This window comes from Halalkalibacter oceani (genome assembly GCF_023715705.1).
Taxonomy (GTDB): domain Bacteria; phylum Bacillota; class Bacilli; order Bacillales; family Bacillaceae_D; genus Halalkalibacter; species Halalkalibacter oceani_A.
The window spans coordinates 87,538-101,245 of the sequence record NZ_JAMBOS010000007.1 but is presented as its reverse complement, the minus strand read 5'-3'; the positions used below and the strand labels follow the sequence as shown (position 1 = coordinate 101,245).

11 protein-coding genes are annotated in these 13,708 nt (G+C 48.1%); 8 read left to right on the top strand and 3 right to left on the bottom strand.

Features of this window, described 5'->3' with window-relative positions; translation table 11 throughout:
- Nucleotides 1–15: 15 nt before the first annotated feature.
- Nucleotides 16–630 carry a class D sortase gene (locus M3212_RS09305; RefSeq protein WP_251193694.1) on the top strand — a complete coding sequence of 205 codons (615 nt, stop codon included), beginning with the start codon at nucleotides 16–18 and terminating at the stop codon, nucleotides 628–630.
- Between the two features lie 205 nt (nucleotides 631–835).
- On the opposite strand, the gene M3212_RS09300 is transcribed toward M3212_RS09305, so the two are convergent.
- Complete coding sequence (locus M3212_RS09300) at nucleotides 836–1,492, bottom strand: hypothetical protein (RefSeq protein ID WP_251193693.1); 657 nt, start codon at nucleotides 1,490–1,492, stop codon at nucleotides 836–838.
- Between the two features lie 24 nt (nucleotides 1,493–1,516).
- Entirely contained in the window at nucleotides 1,517–2,887 is a 1,371-nt protein-coding gene (locus M3212_RS09295) for a T7SS effector LXG polymorphic toxin (RefSeq protein ID WP_251193692.1), read from the bottom strand.
- Nucleotides 2,888–3,208: 321 nt separating this feature from the next.
- Between M3212_RS09295 and M3212_RS09290 the strand changes: the two genes are divergently transcribed.
- Both M3212_RS09290 and M3212_RS22280 read left to right on the top strand, forming a co-directional pair.
- Nucleotides 3,209–3,856 carry a GntR family transcriptional regulator gene (locus M3212_RS09290; protein ID WP_251193691.1) on the top strand — a complete coding sequence of 216 codons (648 nt, stop codon included), beginning with the start codon at nucleotides 3,209–3,211 and terminating at the stop codon, nucleotides 3,854–3,856.
- Nucleotides 3,857–3,882: 26 nt separating this feature from the next.
- Entirely contained in the window at nucleotides 3,883–5,085 is a 1,203-nt protein-coding gene (locus tag M3212_RS22280) for a mandelate racemase/muconate lactonizing enzyme family protein (RefSeq protein ID WP_251193690.1), read from the top strand.
- 150 nt (nucleotides 5,086–5,235) lie between these two features.
- Here the strand turns inward: M3212_RS22280 and trpB are convergent, their stop codons facing one another.
- Nucleotides 5,236–6,390, bottom strand: a complete 1,155-nt coding sequence (gene trpB, locus M3212_RS09280) for a tryptophan synthase subunit beta (protein WP_434084040.1) — start codon at nucleotides 6,388–6,390, stop codon at nucleotides 5,236–5,238.
- A gap of 320 nt (nucleotides 6,391–6,710) precedes the next feature.
- On the opposite strand from trpB, the gene M3212_RS09275 reads away from it, so the two are divergent.
- From M3212_RS09275 to M3212_RS09255, 5 genes are all read left to right on the top strand, one after another.
- The gene (locus M3212_RS09275) at nucleotides 6,711–7,235 is read left to right on the top strand and encodes a CBO0543 family protein (RefSeq protein ID WP_251193688.1); all 525 of its coding nucleotides are present in this window, start codon (nucleotides 6,711–6,713) and stop codon (nucleotides 7,233–7,235) included.
- 277 nt (nucleotides 7,236–7,512) lie between these two features.
- Nucleotides 7,513–8,190: a stalk domain-containing protein gene (locus M3212_RS09270; protein ID WP_251193687.1), complete on the top strand. Its 678-nt coding sequence runs from the start codon at nucleotides 7,513–7,515 to the stop codon at nucleotides 8,188–8,190.
- Between the two features lie 363 nt (nucleotides 8,191–8,553).
- The gene (locus M3212_RS09265; protein WP_251193686.1) at nucleotides 8,554–9,954 is read left to right on the top strand and encodes an efflux RND transporter periplasmic adaptor subunit; all 1,401 of its coding nucleotides are present in this window, start codon (nucleotides 8,554–8,556) and stop codon (nucleotides 9,952–9,954) included.
- Nucleotide 9,955: 1 nt separating this feature from the next.
- The gene (locus M3212_RS09260) at nucleotides 9,956–13,063 is read left to right on the top strand and encodes an efflux RND transporter permease subunit (RefSeq protein ID WP_251193685.1); all 3,108 of its coding nucleotides are present in this window, start codon (nucleotides 9,956–9,958) and stop codon (nucleotides 13,061–13,063) included.
- Nucleotides 13,053–13,628 carry a TetR/AcrR family transcriptional regulator gene (locus M3212_RS09255; RefSeq protein WP_251193684.1) on the top strand — a complete coding sequence of 192 codons (576 nt, stop codon included), beginning with the start codon at nucleotides 13,053–13,055 and terminating at the stop codon, nucleotides 13,626–13,628. Before M3212_RS09260 ends, M3212_RS09255 begins: the two co-directional genes overlap by 11 nt.
- The last annotated feature ends 80 nt before the right edge of the window (nucleotides 13,629–13,708 follow it).

Genomic DNA, 13,708 nt, shown 5'->3' with positions numbered 1-13,708 from the left:
GATTAAGTGAGCTGGATGAGTAGAGGACATTTCAAGTTGATCATTGGGGTCTGGTTGCTGCTGGTTGGGTCGATTCTGACTCTGATTCCCTTTGCATTTGAATGGCAAAGCAGCCGGGACGTGAGGGCTTTGGAGGAAGCCCTCTCCCTCGTTGCTGATCCGGGTCAGGATCATGTCGAAGTGAATGTAATGGGTAAGAATATGAACGAGAGTGAGCTTGAACAAGTGATGAAACTCGAAATCCCGGTAATTGGCTTGGAACAGCTTGTTTTGCCTGAGACAACAGAGCAAAACCTCAGGATGGCCCTCACGCAAATAAAAAAAGAGCAGGTGCCCGGTGAAGGGAATTTTACGATCGCCGGGCATCGAGGCTATCGGGCTGAACGTCATTTTAGCCGCTTGCCGGAAGTAGATAAAGGGGATACCATTTTATTGCATGCAAATGAGAGAACGTATAAGTATCAGGTATTTTCCACAGAAGTAATCGAACCAACGTATGTGGACGTTTTAGAGGACCATCCATTCCGCAAGGAAATCACGCTGATCACCTGTACAAGAGACGGCCGGGAGCGAATTGCCGTCAGAGGGAAGCTAATGCAAGAGACGGTGGCGCTGTCTGCTGAAGAGTAAAGCTGTCTGCCGGGGGATGAAGAAAAGAGGATTTTCGCCGATCATCATGGTCGGGATAGTCCTCTTTTTGACCTATTAACACTGTCTCCGCACGCCACAAATCCGTGGCGCTGCCGCGAATTGCTTAGGGACCGGGCAAAAGGTATTTTTTCTACCTTTTGCCCGGTCCCTTTTGACCTTTCAGCGTTCCATGGGGAACCTGTATTTATGTACGTACACAAATTCCATTCCCTACATGAAGATAGCGCTTGCCAGCAAGGTCGATTTTCAGCGGCACCCATTCGCCCCCGTCGTTCAGGTAAGCTGTTCCATCTTTCCAGTCCGAATCGCTTTCGACTGCCTGGAGACGTCCCGTATCCATCTTCGACCAGTCCTCTTCAATTAATTGCGTAAAATATGGCTGCTGCTCTTCCAGCTCGTCTGAGCAGGCGATAATCTGTTCTTTTGCAGAGCGGGCAAGAGCGGCGAGGTCGGAAAGCTGCGGCTCCGCTATGGCTGCAATCAGCCAGGTCCGCTTTAGTTCATCCGGGCTGATCGCAGGGATCAGGGTGAGATCCGCTGCCGGATCATAGCGCAAAGCCGTCCACAGCTCAGTGAACTGCTGCTCGCTAAACAGGAGTGTCGTATACGAATCTTTGGCAGACAGAGGCAATTCTGGAATCCAGATAATCTGTTCACCGAGCTTTCGCGCGCTGACTCTGGTAGTCTCCTTCGTGCCAAAGTTCAGTTTCAACTGCAGATCGCCTGAGGCGGAGGTGACCAAATCATCGGTGTATCCGTCAAATATCAGTTGGGAGCCGTAAGTAAGTCTGAGACGTTCGTCTGTCAGCTCGCCCTCTGTTTGATAGTGCAGTTGCTTCAAGTGCTTCTCCTCCTTCAATAAGTGCTAATTAATGTCATTTATCGACGGTAAGCCCCAGCGGTTGGAGTAACGCTGCCAGTCACTTTCCGGAATGAAGGAACGGTGCGTAATGACATCATCTTTTATTGTAATATGGTAGACGCCCGGCTGTCCGTTAATTGAGCCCGTATTTAAAAATTCCTCGCGTCCGTCCGCCCGTTTTACGGCCGGTTTCTTTGAAAGAATCGTCTGATCAAAAGAAGTAGGGAAGTTATGATGCGTGCCGCCATCCTCTCTCATTCTTCTGATTACGCGGTCATCATAGCGGATTGGCACATTCGATCCAAGCTTCGTCACCGCTCTCGTACCACGCGAGAAAAGTTTTCCGAAGCCGCCTAACAGAATGGAGGCACCGGCCAAGCCCTGTTCCCAGCCTTCCAGCTCACGCCCTGTAATTGGATCACTGCCGCTTCCCGCCTCCACACCGGCCTTAATATTGCCGACAATCGGGATGAAGTCGAGGACGAACGACCCCGCTTCCGCCCAGCCGGAAGGAGTATCGATTTCATACTGCGCATCGTCGGTGTTCGATACTTGCTGCACGTTGTGCGCGGAATGAGCGAGAGGCACCGTGCCAAAGGTCAGGCTGCCATAAGGCTGCAATGTTGGATTGAACCAGTTGGGAAAGCCGATTGGCGGATACCGGAAAGGATCATGACCAGCCAAAGCCAGAAAGGAAGACTGTTTCTGAAACAGTTCGGTTCTAAGATTAATGTGAGAGGCCTGAAACGTCAATTGGCCCGGATGGAACGTATTGACCGTCAGCCTGCCAAATTGAAACATTCTTTCCACATCAGTCACATACTGCTTCATCAGTTGGAGATCAGCCGCCACATTCGTCAGGGCCGATGTTTGCCGATGGTCGAATGTCAGCAGCTTCTCGACCGTTTCATCCGCTTCCTGTCGTGCCCGTTCGAGATGGTGCAACGCCTCTTCGTCCTGAATCCGTGGCAGGAAGAGGATGTCGCCCACTTGCTGAATAGCCTGATTGGCCGAATCCGTTAATTGAGTGATCACTGTTTTCGCCTGTTCAATTCCGGTTTGAATATTGTGGTCAAGGTAGCTTTGCTGAATAACCCCTTCTTGCGCGGGCTCCAAAGCCTCAAGGGAGTTTATCATCTGTTGGATCGTCCGCTGGTAGTCTAAGAGGAAATGCTGAAAAAAACGTAAAAACGGCAGGTGGCATTCCTGAAAGAAGTTGCGGATTGCTCCTCCACCTTCGCCTTCAAAAGAATCGATGCTAATAAAAGCTGAAAGTTCTGCCTCAAGCCTGGCCATTTGTCCGGCTTGTTCGTGTAGCTTGGTCTGCAGGGATTGGAGATCATGATGCAGCGAGCTGACGACCAATGTTTTCATCGGCTACCCTCCTCTCTCACTGGAAAGATTTACTCTTTTTTTATTATAAAATTGATTTTACCGAGATGACATAGGAAAAAGTATAGATAAATGATCGGAAAATTCTCTATTTTTAAGAAAAGGGGTAAAGAGTATGGGGAGGAAAGGCGGAGCTCTGTGCCAATGGAACAAGTCGTTGGTGTGCAGCTACCAGTCTAAAAAGCTCAGTTTTTCGATTTTTTTGAAATTGATCATAGACAAACAGGGAAAGGTTATGTACTGTAAAAATAGATTATCGATAATCTATTGATAATCTTAGTTGTATGAGATAGGAGTAATCGCATGGCTCAAGCTGAGAAAAAATTGCTTAAACAAAAAATCTACTCGGAATTACAGCAGAGGATCCTCACCGGAGAGCTTCAGCCGAGGGAGCGTTTAGTGGAACTTGAAATCGCAGGCTGGTTTTCATGCAGTCAGGCTCCGGTAAGAGAAGCACTGCAAAAGCTAGAGGAAGATGGATTCGTTGAGCTGATTCCATTTACCGGGTCATTTGTGACAGCGCTGTCAGTCGAAGAAATGAAAGAGTTGTTTGAATACAGGAAGATGATCGAGCTCAATGCCGTTAAAAAGGTGATCGACTTTTTAACAAATAAAGACCTTGAGGTACTGGCTGATACGATCCAGTTAATGAGAGGGGCCGCGACGGAAAAGGATTTGGGGAAGCTGATTTCCTATGATATGTTTTTTCACCGTTATCTCGTCGAAAAAACCGGAAAAACAATCAGCCTGAAAATTTGGAGCCGGATTGATATGCATGTGCGCCGTTTTATTGCCCATACGCACCCCCGCTATTTTCATAAGCTTGAGGATATTGCGGAAACTCATGTTGCGTTATTCGAGGCGTTGAAGAACAGGGATGTCCAACAGGCAGTAGAGACATTTACAAGCCATATGGAAGTTAACGATATGCTAACGAAGCTTGGGCTGTAAGAGCGGCTCAATAAGGAGGATGGAAAGTGAAAATTACAAAGGTTGAAACGATTCGAACACCGGAACACCCCAATTTATTATGGGTACAGCTTCATACAGATGAAGGGATCATCGGGCTTGGAGAAACGACGCCGCGTGTCATGGGGGCTGAAACGATTATCCATGATATTTTGGCGGATATTTTACTTGGTCAGGACCCTTTACATATTGAGAAGCTCTGGCATGATATGTACCAAAGCGCCCACTATCACGGTTATGCCGGCTCTGAAATGCGGGCGATCAGCGCGATTGATCTGGCGCTGTGGGACATTTTAGGCAAATATACGAATCAGCCGCTTTACCGGTTGCTTGGTGGAAAATGTCGGGAGTCCATTCGGGTGTACAATACATGTGTGAGTCATGGAGCCTACAATGATTGGGAGCTCTCGCGCGAAAAACCGGGTGAGCTGGCGGAATCGCTGCTGAAAGACGGCATTATCGCGATGAAAATTTGGCCCTATGACCAGTTTAGCGAAAAAACGAGAGGACATTCGATTTCCAACGCCGATCTGCAAAAAGGGGTAAGCGTCTTTAAACAAATACGAGAGGCGGTTGGAGATGAAATCGAGATCGCTTTGGAAGGACATGCTTGCTGGAATGTGCCGAGCGCGATTCGAATTGCCCAAGCGGTGGAGCCGTACCGGCCGATGTGGCTTGAGGACTTAATTGCTGTCGACTCGATTAGCTCGCTGAAGGAATTAAAAGAAGCGACATCAACCCCGCTTTGTGTCAGTGAGCGCCTGTTCTCACGCTTTCAATTTATGCCGGTGCTTGAGCAGCGGGCGGCAACGATTATCATGCCTGATATTTGCTGGGTCGGCGGAATTTCTGAAATAAAGAAAATAGCGACGCTTGCTTCGGCGTACCAGCTGCCGCTTGCCCCTCACAACTGCGGCGGACCTGTACAAACAATTGCCTACTCTCACGTTTGTACGAGCACGGAAAATGTCATGATCGTCGAAACGGTACGCGCTTTCTATCGAAGTTATTATGAGGCTCTAGTCACTGAGCAGCCGGTTATTAAAGAGGGGCATTTGTATCCACTGGAAAGCCCCGGACTTGGAACGGAGCTTTCTCCTTCGTTGCTAAAACGTGATGATCTCATACGCAAAGTGAGCACGCAAAAAAGCACGACAATCGGCTGGACGTCAGGCGATCCGTGGGAAGGGGAAGTCGGGAACCATTTTTAAGCCTGCCGGAAAGAACAGTGCAAGACTCGTTTCAATGGCTTCATACGTCACAAGCCCGTTATGAGCGGGTTTCTCATAACGGGCTTTTAAACAATCGTGGTGGTTCCGCTCTTTGGACGGGCCCTGCCTCATGGAACCAATTCTTTATTTTTACTGCTCCTTTATCATTTCGTATACTTGCTGGACGTCCTTGTCTCCACGTCCGGAAAGGTTGACGATAATAATATCGTCCTTGTTGAGCGACTGGGCGAGCTTGCCGGCATAGGCGACAGCATGGGCGCTTTCTAAAGCCGGTATGATTCCTTCAATTTTTGAAAGTTGCCGGAATGCTTCGAGCGCTTCGGCACCGGTGACGGTAACATATTCCGCCCGTCCCGTTTCCTTTAAATAACTGTGCTCCGGTCCGATGCCCGGATAGTCAAGCCCGGCGGCAACCGAGTAGGTCGGCTTCGGATTTCCTTCTTCGTCAAGCAAGGTTAAGCATTTAAACCCGTGGATGACCGCGGGAACTCCTTCTGTAAGAGAGGGCGCTTCCGCCGGCTCTACCCCGATCAAGCGGACCTCCGGCTCATCGAGATAGTGCGCGAAGGCCCCGATTGCGTTACTGCCGCCGCCGGCACAAGCAACAACCGCGGTCGGAAGGCGACCTTCCTTTTCAAGAATTTGCTTCTTCGACTCTTCGCTTATCACCGACTGAAAGAATTTCACCATCGTTGGAAACGGATGGGGCCCAACAGCAGATCCTAATAAATAGAACGTGTTCTGATAGTTTTCAACGAGGTCATTTAAGGCGGCGTCAACGGCATCCTTCAACCGTCCTTGCCCGGCATCGACGGCGACGACCTTGGCCCCGAGCAGCTCCATTCTAAATACATTTAATGCTTGTCTCTCCGTGTCGAGTTTTCCCATATAAATTGTGCAGTCCATCCCGAAAATCGCGCAGGCTGTAGCCGTTGCCACGCCATGCTGCCCAGCGCCGGTTTCGGCGATAATGCGCGTGGCACCCATTCGTTTCGCCAGCAGAATTTGCCCGATCGCATTGTTGATTTTGTGCGCGCCTGTATGATTTAAGTCCTCGCGCTTTAAATAAATTTTGGCCCCGCCGTTTTTCTCTGTTAAATGCTTGGCAAACGTCAGCGGATTTTCGCGGCCGACGAACTCCTTTAAGTAATACTTGAATTCCTCGATAAACTCGGGATCCTCTTTATACCGTTCAAATTGCTCATCTAACAGTCCAAGCACCTTCCCTAAATCTTCAGGGACGTAGCTGCCGCCAAATTGACCAAAGCTTCCTTTTTCACTCATGACCTTCAACTCCTATCTATTTGCATGGAAAAAGTATGAAAATTCTGTACAACCTTACTGCTATTATAAAGCGTTGAATGATACGTGTCACTACCTGGAGAGAGAAGGGAAATTCTGTCGTTTTCTGAAATCCAGCTGTTATAGCAAGCTGTTCAACGTAAACAGGAGGCAAGAGAAAAGGCTGATTAATAGGAAATTCAGCTTTTTTGTACATAAAGGGTATAGCAGTAAGAAAAAAATGGGAATTCTATAGGAAAATAGATGAAGGAGTCAGTCTGATGAATAGTGATCAAATTGAAATGTTTGAATAGGTTCGTTCCATGCAAATCGAGTTAACGAAAGCCTATAAGGAATACTGGAAGCTGCATTCCGGCTTTGATGCGTGGCAATTCTGGTTTAATCTCGCACTCCTCATTATTCCGTTAATCGTCCTCTATTTTAAGATTGATAAAAAGCGTGCTTTTTTGCTCGGGTTTTATGGTTTTAACATTCATGTCTGGATCACCTATATTGATTCGATCGGGATAAGGCACGGCTTCTGGGGCTATCCCCATCAGATTCTGGTCGAAGTATCAAGCAATCTTGGCCTGGATGCCTCACTTGTTCCAGTATCTTTCATGCTGATGTATCAATGGACATTAAAGCACAACAAAAATTACTATTTGTACGCCATCCTATTAGCCGCGGTGTTCTCTTTTATTTGCAAGCCGATCTTTATTGCCATCGGCCTGCTGCGCCTATATGAGGGAACGTTATTCTACATGTTCTTCTTGTATATCGTCGTGCTTCTCTTTTCAAAGTTCATTACGAATGTGTTTATTATGCTGCGTAAGAAGGCGGAGTAGGATTAGCTGAACAATGGTTTATGAAGTCTGCTGGGAGTGCGTTCTTCCGGCAGACAGGCAGTCGGCATCATTTATTCTAAAGCGTCCAGACCTTTAGGCATACGTCAAAGGTTCAGGTGGGGCTGTTATCAACAGAAATTTTCAACACTTTTTAAGAATGAAGGAAAAAATATGCAGTACGAAGTAAACTTGCCGATTGAATTTAGAATGTTTAAAATGTTCCCTGAACTGCGGTGTGGGTGTACATATAACTAGGAAAAGGGAAGGGGATTTTTTTATGAAGAAAAAACTGATGGTTTTTATGATGGCAAGTGTACTGGTGGTTGGCTTTGCTTTAGGGGCGAGCGCGTCGCCGATTTTGGAGCGGATCTCGGCTCACTTAAACTGGTCTATTTCTTTTGTTATTGATGGGAGTAATTGGGTGCCGACAGATCAAAATAATGAGAAATTAGCTCCAATTACATATCAAAACACAACCTATCTGCCAATCAGGGCAGTGTCAGAGGCGTTGGGAGTCGCAGTCGACTGGGATCAGCAAACACAGACGATTTCTCTAGGAGAAGGGACGGAGTCGGTGCCCGTGACGTCTGAGGAGGTAAAGGTCGGCTATTCCGCCTTTACAACTGTGGATAAGCGATATACCGTACAGCAAGGCAAAGACTATCAATCCGGAATCGTGTTGGAAAGCATTAACTCGGCTGCTAAAAATATAAGCCTACTTCCAGCGAATAAATACCAGACAGTAAATCTGACTCTGGCGGCGATCGATGCGGATAAAGATATTCGCGTTCAAGTCATTGCCGGTGAAACGGTCTTAAAGGATGTTACGTTGACAGCGGGTCAGCCATTACAGGAAGTGAACTTGGAAATTGGTGGTATTCAAGAGCTTAAAGTTGAGGCTGTTGCTGCGCCTGGTTCCTCGGAAAAGCTGTTTATTACAGGAGACTATCAATAATACATTCTACTGAATAATAAGGAAGGAAATGTCTTAATTAAGGCGGAAAGGAGCGCCTGGTTAGGGCATTTCTTTTTTTGTTTAAATTAATGAAACTATTTTATGGCAACTGCGTATGTAGAGAGATGGCATGTTGCAAAATACCCAGGATAGGAGGCGTAGGCCGTTTTTGATCATGATCAGAAGAGAGAAGAGTTTTCCACTTAGTACCATTAAAACTGTGTAGACTTTGTAAACTTTTTTGATATGAATTGACGTAGTGCTTCCAGAGCCCTACAATGAAACTATTGAAATCCAGAACTGACTGGTCAGTCAGTGAGCTGATGATTTTATAATTAGGATGGAAAAGGGGATTAAGAACGAATGGGACAGGTGCGTAAGCAAAAAACATTACCACTTTTATTGATGGCATTCGGTTTATTTGTAGCAGGTTGTAATAATGTTGAGGAGGTAAGTGACGAACCACCCCCGGAGACCCCGGTAGCGGTGGCCGAAGCTGTAACAGGCTCTTTAAGTGGTAGTAACCGCTTAGTAGGGGAAGCAACTCCTGGAACGGATCTTGATATTATACCGAAAGCATCGGGAGAGCTGATTGAAGTATTGGTAGAAAAGGGAGATCAGGTCGAACGCGGCCAAATTCTTGCACGTATTGACGGCGGCGAGCAGCAGCGGGCATTAGAAAGAGAGCAGGGCTCTGTAAGGCAAGCCCAAAGCGCGCTGGAGCGAGCACGCAATGGCTTGAATCAGGCTGAGGCGAATTATCAGCAGGCGCTCTCCAGTAAGCGGCAGGCGGAAGCCAGCTTGACTGAGGCGAAGCAAAACCGTCAAAACAATATTGATAGTTTGCAGCTTGAATTGAAGAACGCTCAGACGCAATGGGATGAAGCGAAGAAAAACCTCGAGCGGATGACCGCTCTTTATCAGGATGGGCTCATTTCACAGGTTGAATATGAAGAGGCGGTAAATGCCGAAACTCGGGCCGCTTCGGCCTATGAGCAGGTGCGATTGAATAAGAACCAGGCTGAAAGCGAAGTCGGACTGGCTTCTGTAGAGGCATCCGTTGAACAGGCGGAGATCGGCGTATCGTCGGCTCTTTCGTCAAAGCGTGACGCGGAAATCGCCGTACAGGAGGCACAACTCGCTGTCGAGCAGGCTCAGCTCGGCGTGGAGAGCGCTCAGGAGCAGCTTGATAATTATGTGATTACCGCTCCGGCAAATGGAGAAATTGTTTCGGTGGAGTCCCGCTCTGGTGAGCTTGTTTCCAGCCAGGCACCATTTGCCCGTTTAATCACAGTCGATGTTATCAATGCAACGGTGCAAGTAACAGCCGAGCAGCTGATGTTATTTGATATCGGTGATCAGATCGAGGTGGAATTTGCCGGTCTGGAAGAGCCGAAGCAAGGACAGGTTGCCTATATTTCACCAACGAACAATGATTCCGGCTTGATCACGGTCGAGGTTGAAGTCAACAACGAAGCCCGGGACATTCGCCCTGGTATGGTAGCGACGTTAAATATTGAAGAAGTGCTTGTGGAAAACAGTATGATTATACCGACTGCGGCGGTGGTCGAGCGCCAGGAAGAGACATATGTCTTTGTTGTGGAAGATGGCGCTGCTGTCCGGAAGGATGTTGAAGTGGTCCGCTATGATACTGAGTTTACGGCGATTACAGGGGACATCATGGAAGGAGCAGAGGTCGTCGTAAAAGGCCAAAACCTTTTGAGTGATGGAGACCTGGTCAGAATCATAGAGGAGGATAACTAACGTGAAGCTTGTAGAACTTTCAGTCAAACGCCCCGTTGGGGTCATCATGCTGGTTATCGCTGCTCTTGTTCTTGGCGGGATCTCTTTAAAGAACCTGGCGATTGATTTGTTTCCGGAAATGGATATTCCTGTGGCGGTCGTGACGACGACTTATGACGGCGCGGCGCCGCAGGAGGTTGAAGAATTAGTCAGCAGGCCGGTGGAGTCCTCGCTTAGTACGATTGAAGGGGTAACGACGGTTGAATCCGTTTCCTCTCCGGGGGCTTCTCTTGTCATTATGCAATTTGACTATGGGCGCGATATCGATGATGTGATGAACGATATTCGAGAACGGATTGATCAGGTCGCCGGGATGTTGCCAGATGGGGCGAACAGGCCGTCGATTTTACGGATTGATCCACAGCAAACGCCGGTTATGTGGCTCGGCTTAGGCGGAGCGGAGGCGGATCGTCTTCAGGAAGTAGCTGAAGATGATATTGAACCTTATTTGGAAAGACTGAGCGGCGTGGCTTCCATCGGGATTGAAGGCGGGAAAGAACGCGAAATACTCGTTGAATTGAACCGGGCTCAGCTGCTCCATTACGGAGTGACCGGGATGGAGGTTGTGCAGGCAATCAATGGAGAAAATAACAATGCTTCGGCCGGGAACTTGACACGGGGAACGCAGGATCTTCAACTTCGTGTCAATGGTGAGTTCACTTCGGTTGACGATATTGCGAAAACACCAATTGCCCTGCAAACAGGCGGCAGTATTAAAGTGTCGGATGTGGCCAATATTCATGATACGTTTAAAGAAGTGGCATTGAAATCGCAGGTGAATGGCGAGGAAGCGCTTGTTCTATCGGTGATGAAGCAATCAGACGGAAATACGGTCGATGTTGCCAACAGTCTTTTGGCGGCCGTTGACGAGCTTCAGCCGGACCTTGAACGAGAAGGGCTGTCCTTATCTGTCGTCATGGATACGTCACAATTTATCAAACAGTCGATTAACAGTGTAGTCAATAATATGTTGATGGGGGCTGTGCTCTCTGTCTTGATTCTGCTACTCTTTTTACGCAGTTTCCGGACAACGCTTGTTATCGGGTTAACGATCCCGATTGCGATTATTTCGACATTCACCTTAATGTATTTTACCGGAGAAACGCTAAACATCCTTTCAATGGGGGGACTTGCACTCGGTGTCGGGATGATGGTCGATAGTGCGATCGTTATATTGGAGAATACATTTAGTAAGTTGCAAAAAGGGTATCCGATCAAGAAAGCGGCAATCGAAGGGGGAGCGGAACTGGCTCCAGCCGTTGTGGCATCTACTTTGACGACAATTGTCGTTTTCGTACCGATTGTCTTTGTAGAAGGGCTGGCTGCTGAAGTATTCCGTCCATTGGCTCTAACTGTTGCTTTCTCACTGTTTGCGTCGCTGATTGCGTCGCTGACCTTGATTCCGATGCTGTCATCGAAGATGCTCGGCAATGTAAAGGTCTCTTTTGACGGTGAGGATAATAAAGGATTTAATAAACTGCTTAATAAAGTACGTGATCGTTACGGTAACCTGCTTCAACGGGCTCTCCGTTTTCGAAAAACGACGCTGCTGCTCACCGGAGCTGTCATCATTGCCAGCCTCTCATTAATCCCGTTTATCGGTGCTGATTTCATGCCGGGTGCCGACCAGGGACAGCTCAGCATCAGTGTTGTTGGGCAAAGTGGTTCAACGATTGAAGAAACTGAGCAAATTGTCGGGCAGATCAACAGCCATTTGGATTCGTATGCCGATGTGATTGAGACGAGCTATGTTTCCATTGGCGGCGGAAGTGGCGGATTTGGTGGTACTGCCTCAAATGAAGCGGTATACACGATTCAGATGGTACCGCCTTCCGAGCGCGAGATGACGACAGATGAATTAAGAAACGCCTTAACATCCGCCATCGGTGATATTCCTGGAGCTGAGATTACGGTTCAGGGGGTAGAAGGCGGAATGAGTGCAGGTTCACCGATTCAGGTGAATATCAGCGGGGCTGAACTTGAAGTACTCGAGGACCTTTCCCAGCAGGTTGTCTGGATGCTGGAAGAAGTGAATGGCACGACGAATGTGGAAAGCAGCGTCGCCGAAGGTCGTCCGGAACTCCAGGTGATTGTTGACCGTGACCTTGCCAGCCAGTATGGATTGTCCTACCAGCAGGTCATGAATGAGGTTGTCCTCGGCTTTAACGGACAGCTGGCCACCCAGTACCGGACGGATGGCAATGAGTACGATGTAAGAGTTATTTTACCGGAAGAAAACAGAAAGACGATTCGTGATTTGGAGACGATGGTCGTTCGTTCGAATGCCGGCGTCGATGTCCCTGTTCAGGCGGTTGCCGAGCTGAAGCAGGTTCAAGGTCCGTCTGAAATTAACCGCAGTAACCAGCAGCGACAAGTCCGGGTGACGAGCGATGTGGACGGCGTGGATCTCGGGACGGTGACGACGCAGATCCAACAGCGGCTTGATAATATGAATCTACCGGACGGTTATTCCGTTTCGATCGGCGGTCAGGTCGAGGATATGGCCGAATCGTTTGAACAACTGACATTGGCTTTACTCCTGTCGATTTTCCTTGTCTATTTAGTGATGGCGATCCAGTTTGAATCCTTTGTCCATCCATTTACGATTATGTTCGCCTTGCCGACAACAGTCGTAGGGGTGTTGGTAGGATTGTTTGTCACTGGTCATCCTTTGAGTATACCTGCCTTTATCGGGCTGATTATGCTAGCGGGGATTGTCGTCAACAATGCGATTATTCTCGTCAGCTATATTAACATTTTGCGGGCACAGGGCATTGATCGCTTTGAAGCGATTGTCGAGGCTGGACGAAGCCGTCTTCGTCCGATCCTGATGACGACGTTGACGACGGCGTTGGCGATGGTCCCGATCGCGATGGGAATTGGCGAGGGAGCTGAGTCACAGGCGCCGATGGGAGTCGTCATTATATTCGGCTTGAGCTTCTCCACAATCTTTACACTTGTTTTAGTCCCGGTAATGTATACCTTCTTGGATGACTTTGCAAATCGAGTGAAGCGTCTCTTTACAAGAAAGAAGAACATTCAGACAGGGGCGGTGGAAGTTGAAGAATAAAGAAGAGAAGAGAGAACTGATCCTGCAATCGGCCCTGCGCAATTTTGCAGAAGAGGGTTTTGACAGGGCGACGATGCAGAATATCGCCAAAAGCGCTGGTGTCGGGAAAGGAACGACGTATGAATACTTTCCAAGCAAGGAAGCCCTATTTTGCGAAGTTCTTCTAAAAGGGATTTCGAATATGGTTGACGAGCTGACAGCGGTATTGCAGCAGCCTGGAGGCGTGCATCAAAAAGTGGAAAGACTGTTTCAGAAAAACCTCGAGATCTTTCGGACGAAATCGGATTTGCAGGCGATCATGCTCAACAATTTAGGGAAAATACCGGCCGATCTTCATCGCCGTTTAATGGAAAAACAGCGGGAGCTGCTCGGTACGATGGAGCAAATTTTTGCAGAAGCGATTCAGGCTGATGAGGTGAGTGACGTCCCGCCGCGTATTGCGGCGGCGGCCGTCTTAAATGGGTTGAAGGTGATTTATACGTACCAGCTTGAAAAGGGAGAGACGTATGAAGCGGTTATCGAGGATTATCTGAAAGTACTCTTCCACGGACTCGATAAAAGATAAAGAGAAAAATATGAAGAATACCATGAAGGGTAAGACGACCATTTATGGTATTCTTTTATTTTTTTGGTGAAAAAATAAAA

Coding starts and splice junctions, on each gene's coding strand:
- M3212_RS09290 (WP_251193691.1), top strand. CDS start 3,209: ATGGCTCAAGCTGAGAAAAAATTGCTTAAACAAAAAATCTACTCGGAA.
- M3212_RS09305 (WP_251193694.1), top strand. CDS start 16: ATGAGTAGAGGACATTTCAAGTTGATCATTGGGGTCTGGTTGCTGCTG.
- M3212_RS09270 (WP_251193687.1), top strand. CDS start 7,513: ATGAAGAAAAAACTGATGGTTTTTATGATGGCAAGTGTACTGGTGGTT.
- M3212_RS09265 (WP_251193686.1), top strand. CDS start 8,554: ATGGGACAGGTGCGTAAGCAAAAAACATTACCACTTTTATTGATGGCA.
- M3212_RS09275 (WP_251193688.1), top strand. CDS start 6,711: ATGCAAATCGAGTTAACGAAAGCCTATAAGGAATACTGGAAGCTGCAT.
- trpB (WP_434084040.1), bottom strand. CDS start 6,390: ATGAGTGAAAAAGGAAGCTTTGGTCAATTTGGCGGCAGCTACGTCCCT.
- M3212_RS09295 (WP_251193692.1), bottom strand. CDS start 2,887: ATGAAAACATTGGTCGTCAGCTCGCTGCATCATGATCTCCAATCCCTG.